This is a genomic window from Methylobacterium soli, from assembly GCF_008806385.1.
Classification (GTDB): domain Bacteria; phylum Pseudomonadota; class Alphaproteobacteria; order Rhizobiales; family Beijerinckiaceae; genus Methylobacterium; species Methylobacterium soli.
In genome coordinates, this window is sequence record NZ_VZZK01000100.1 from 1 (window position 1) to 3,137 (window position 3,137).

Consider the following 3,137-nt stretch of genomic DNA (forward strand, 5'->3'; position numbering starts at 1 on the left):
CGTTCATATAGGCATCGGCATCAGCGGCCGCTCTCGGGCTCTCGATCTCACAGTAAGGCAAGTTTATCCCCTTTTGTGGCATTATGTGGCCACGCGTGGTTAGGTTGGATCGCCCTACATAGCGCGCCTCCAACCCAATTGCCTACAACCTTCATCATGCAATTCGAGAGTGAAAAAGTTTCGTCAGCACAACGAAAAGTTGAACCTTGGCTGGTCGTTTGATAAGCGCCAAAGGTTCTGGAGAGGCTTACGCGTGCGCCACCGCACACACGACGATATGGACCAAAAACCTGGTAGCGCGCTCGTTAGGTCGAACGGCTCAGACGTCGTTGGCGCATGGGTCTGGACCGCCGCGAGCAATCTGCACGTGCTCGACCGGGATGCAGCTGAAATCCTGACCGGCGATCCCGATTTGGCGGACACCGAGCTGCCGCTGGAGACGGTGATCCAGCGGCTTCCCTTGAATGACCGAGCGATGTTCCTGGCCGCTGTCGAGCGTGCCGAGCACGAGAGCGGCCTTGTCGTCGTAGAGTACCGGGTGCAAACCCCAGAGGGCACTCGCTGGCTGTTGGACCACGGTCGGATCTACCCGGCGACGACAGGCATGCCGGCCCATGGTCACGGCGTGCTGATCGATATAACGTACCAGAAGTTGCGGGCTGAGGATGCAAGCCATTCAGCGCTTGCGCCAGAAGCCCCGCTGGACAGAGCAGCCCAGCATGCCATCGCAACTCGCGAAGCTATCGACGCGGATGGCAGCGCTTCCCTGCGCCTGCTGATCGACATGGTGCTGCTGGAGATCGGGCGTGTGATCGCGCGGCGCGCGCAGATGCATCGAGCGAAGGAAATGAACTAGGGTCAGCCGCCTGGTCCAGTCGCATGCAGCGGTCGTTCGCCTCACCTCGCGCCGCTTGCGGCTCCGACACTGTGATGAGTAACCGCACGCCCGTTCCCAAATCGCTGACGCTCATCTCAGCGGCACCATGAGGCAGCCCCGCACCACCGCATCGATTTCGGGTCGACAGAGCCTGTCGTGTCCGGATCGCCTCCGGCAGGTCTTGAGACCAACTGTTGCCCGGTTCGGTTCGCATCCACCAGCAAAACAGCAGCAAATCCGCAGATGGCCAGGGCTATGAGCCCTAAGGCTCCTATTGCGGCTTTCCTGCAACGCTTGGACGTGCCGAATGGTGGCCTGCCACGGTTAGTAGAGCCCTAATGTGGCGATGGCCGGGATCGGAACGATATGACGTTGCTGCTCTCAGCTGGAACACCCCCGGCGACGCTCTCTTGCCCGGCTCCGAAGGGTTCTGGCTTCGTACGATTGGTGGAGGCAGCGATCCATCGAACAACCCTGGGACGGCCTCCGCGAGCAAGCCGCCGCTGCATCAGCTTCTGGAGCCAAGCTGGCTTGTTATCTGGCGTTCGCACTGCAGCCCCGACCCGCGTTAGGGCTGCAACCTCTCTAATTCGGTTGCGAACTACCATCACCCTTCTGGCAGTTGCGCAGGGGGCAAACTACTCAGGCGCGGTCCCGCTGTCCTGAGCAGTCCGAGCAGATCAACCAGCCTTACGGCGCCCACGCGCTTTCGGCTGCTCCGTCTGAGCCTGCGCACCTGGTCGGCCCAGACCGATTGCGCGCGCCAGCTCGGAGCGCTTTGCCGCGTAGCTCGCTGCCACCATCGGGTAATCTCGCGGCAGGCCGTACTTCTCGCGGTAGGTGTGCGGGTCGAGCCCGTGGCCGGCAAGGTGGCGCTTGAGCGTCTTGTAGGGCTTGCCGTCGATGAAGCTGATGAGTGCGTCCGGCGTGATCGACTTGCGGATTTGGGCCGGGGTCACCTTCTCAACTTCTGCAGCCAAAGCGATTGAGGCCGATCCTGTCACGAGACCATTCAGGGCCTTGTGCACATTGCCGATCAGGGCAGCCAACTCAGATACAGGAAGCGGGTTGTTCGCCACGTAGGCGGAAACGATTTCGGCTGCGAGTTCAATGAAATCAGGAGCGGGCTCCTGCGCTTCTTCTAGCATTTCAATCATCCGAGTTGTGCCCCTCGGGAATGCCCAAAGCATCTAACCGCTCGGACTGCAAGGAATTTTAAATACCAGTTCGTGGTTATAGCTAATCGCCAAGCCATAGATTGCGTGCAACTTACTTGCGCTTGACGCTACGCTACTGAAAGTTGCAGAACAGGCGGTGCTTATACGTCGTTTCTGAGCCGAACGGTCCAGATTTGTAGCCGTTCCTTGCACCGCAGCCGCTATACCGCGGGGGTTCAATGGCCGCCGGAACCAAGCCATACTCACGGTATGGCTACCCTTGAACAGACTCTGCAGACCTTCGAGGCGCTCCTCGCCAACGAGCGTGCTGCCAGCGTGAGTGTGGTGGACGAGGCTGTCTGGGTCTACCTTGCACCCGTGCAAGGGCTCGACGCTCAGACCGAAGCGTTGAACGCCCTCAGCAAGGGCGTTGCTCGCCTGAATGCATCCTCGCCGTTCATGCCCGTGCTGATGGACACCATTGACCGGCATTGGCAGAGGCTAGCAGGACCAACGCCTTAACCGCAGCAGCGCCGGTGTCTGCACGAGCTGCCCCGCCGCCCGATCTGATCACGGGCTGGCGGGGCGGTCGTCCATCATACGTGTGAGCCGGTACGCAACTTGGCTCTGGGGTAGGATGGCGTCTGGCAGTTACTCAAGCATCAAGCCCTGCGTGCTCTGGGGATGCTAGAATGGAAATGCGAGTGAGCCGCTGTTGCCTTCCTATATAAAACCGCCCGAGGCAGTAGGGCAGGCTTGTCCATGCGTCAGAGCGCAAGAGAACTGAGCACAGCACTAACCGCTGCGGTCGCCATGGATGAACTGGCAGCGCGGGATATCGCTGCTGTCGCCGATGTTGTCGCTCAAGCTGGATCGCCGGCTGCTGCCGAGACATTGAGGGCACTCAGCGGCATCCATGAGCGCAGAGCAAGGGAGGCTAAGAGCCAGCTGGCTTTCCTCACGGAGAGATACGGCCCGCTCCTGCAAGGCGGCGAAGCCGCACCGCCCTGATCGTGGGTAAGGGTGTGCCGCGCTCCCACAACCTTGGGCTGGCTGCCAACTGCACCCACTGCCGGCGTGTGCGTTTCTCTGAGGAACCCCAA

3 protein-coding genes are annotated in these 3,137 nt (G+C 60.8%); 2 read left to right on the forward strand and 1 reads right to left on the reverse strand.

Annotated features, from left to right (window positions below; translation table 11 throughout):
* Positions 1-253: 253 nt before the first annotated feature.
* Positions 254-856 carry a PAS domain-containing protein gene (locus tag F6X53_RS31940; protein WP_151005941.1) on the forward strand — a complete coding sequence of 201 codons (603 nt, stop codon included), beginning with the start codon at positions 254-256 and terminating at the stop codon, positions 854-856.
* A 701-nt stretch (positions 857-1,557) separates the two neighbouring features.
* Here the strand turns inward: F6X53_RS31940 and F6X53_RS31945 are convergent.
* A complete protein-coding gene (locus F6X53_RS31945) occupies positions 1,558-2,025 on the reverse strand; it encodes a Ros/MucR family transcriptional regulator (RefSeq protein WP_151005945.1) in 468 nt (155 codons plus the stop codon).
* Positions 2,026-2,304: 279 nt separating this feature from the next.
* Here F6X53_RS31945 and F6X53_RS31950 point away from each other — a divergent pair, with 279 nt between their 5' ends.
* On the forward strand, positions 2,305-2,556 hold the full coding sequence (locus F6X53_RS31950; RefSeq protein WP_151005943.1) for a hypothetical protein: 252 nt from the start codon (positions 2,305-2,307) through the stop codon (positions 2,554-2,556).
* The last annotated feature ends 581 nt before the right edge of the window (positions 2,557-3,137 follow it).

Coding starts and splice junctions, on each gene's coding strand:
- F6X53_RS31950 (WP_151005943.1), top strand. CDS start 2,305: ATGGCTACCCTTGAACAGACTCTGCAGACCTTCGAGGCGCTCCTCGCC.
- F6X53_RS31945 (WP_151005945.1), bottom strand. CDS start 2,025: ATGCTAGAAGAAGCGCAGGAGCCCGCTCCTGATTTCATTGAACTCGCA.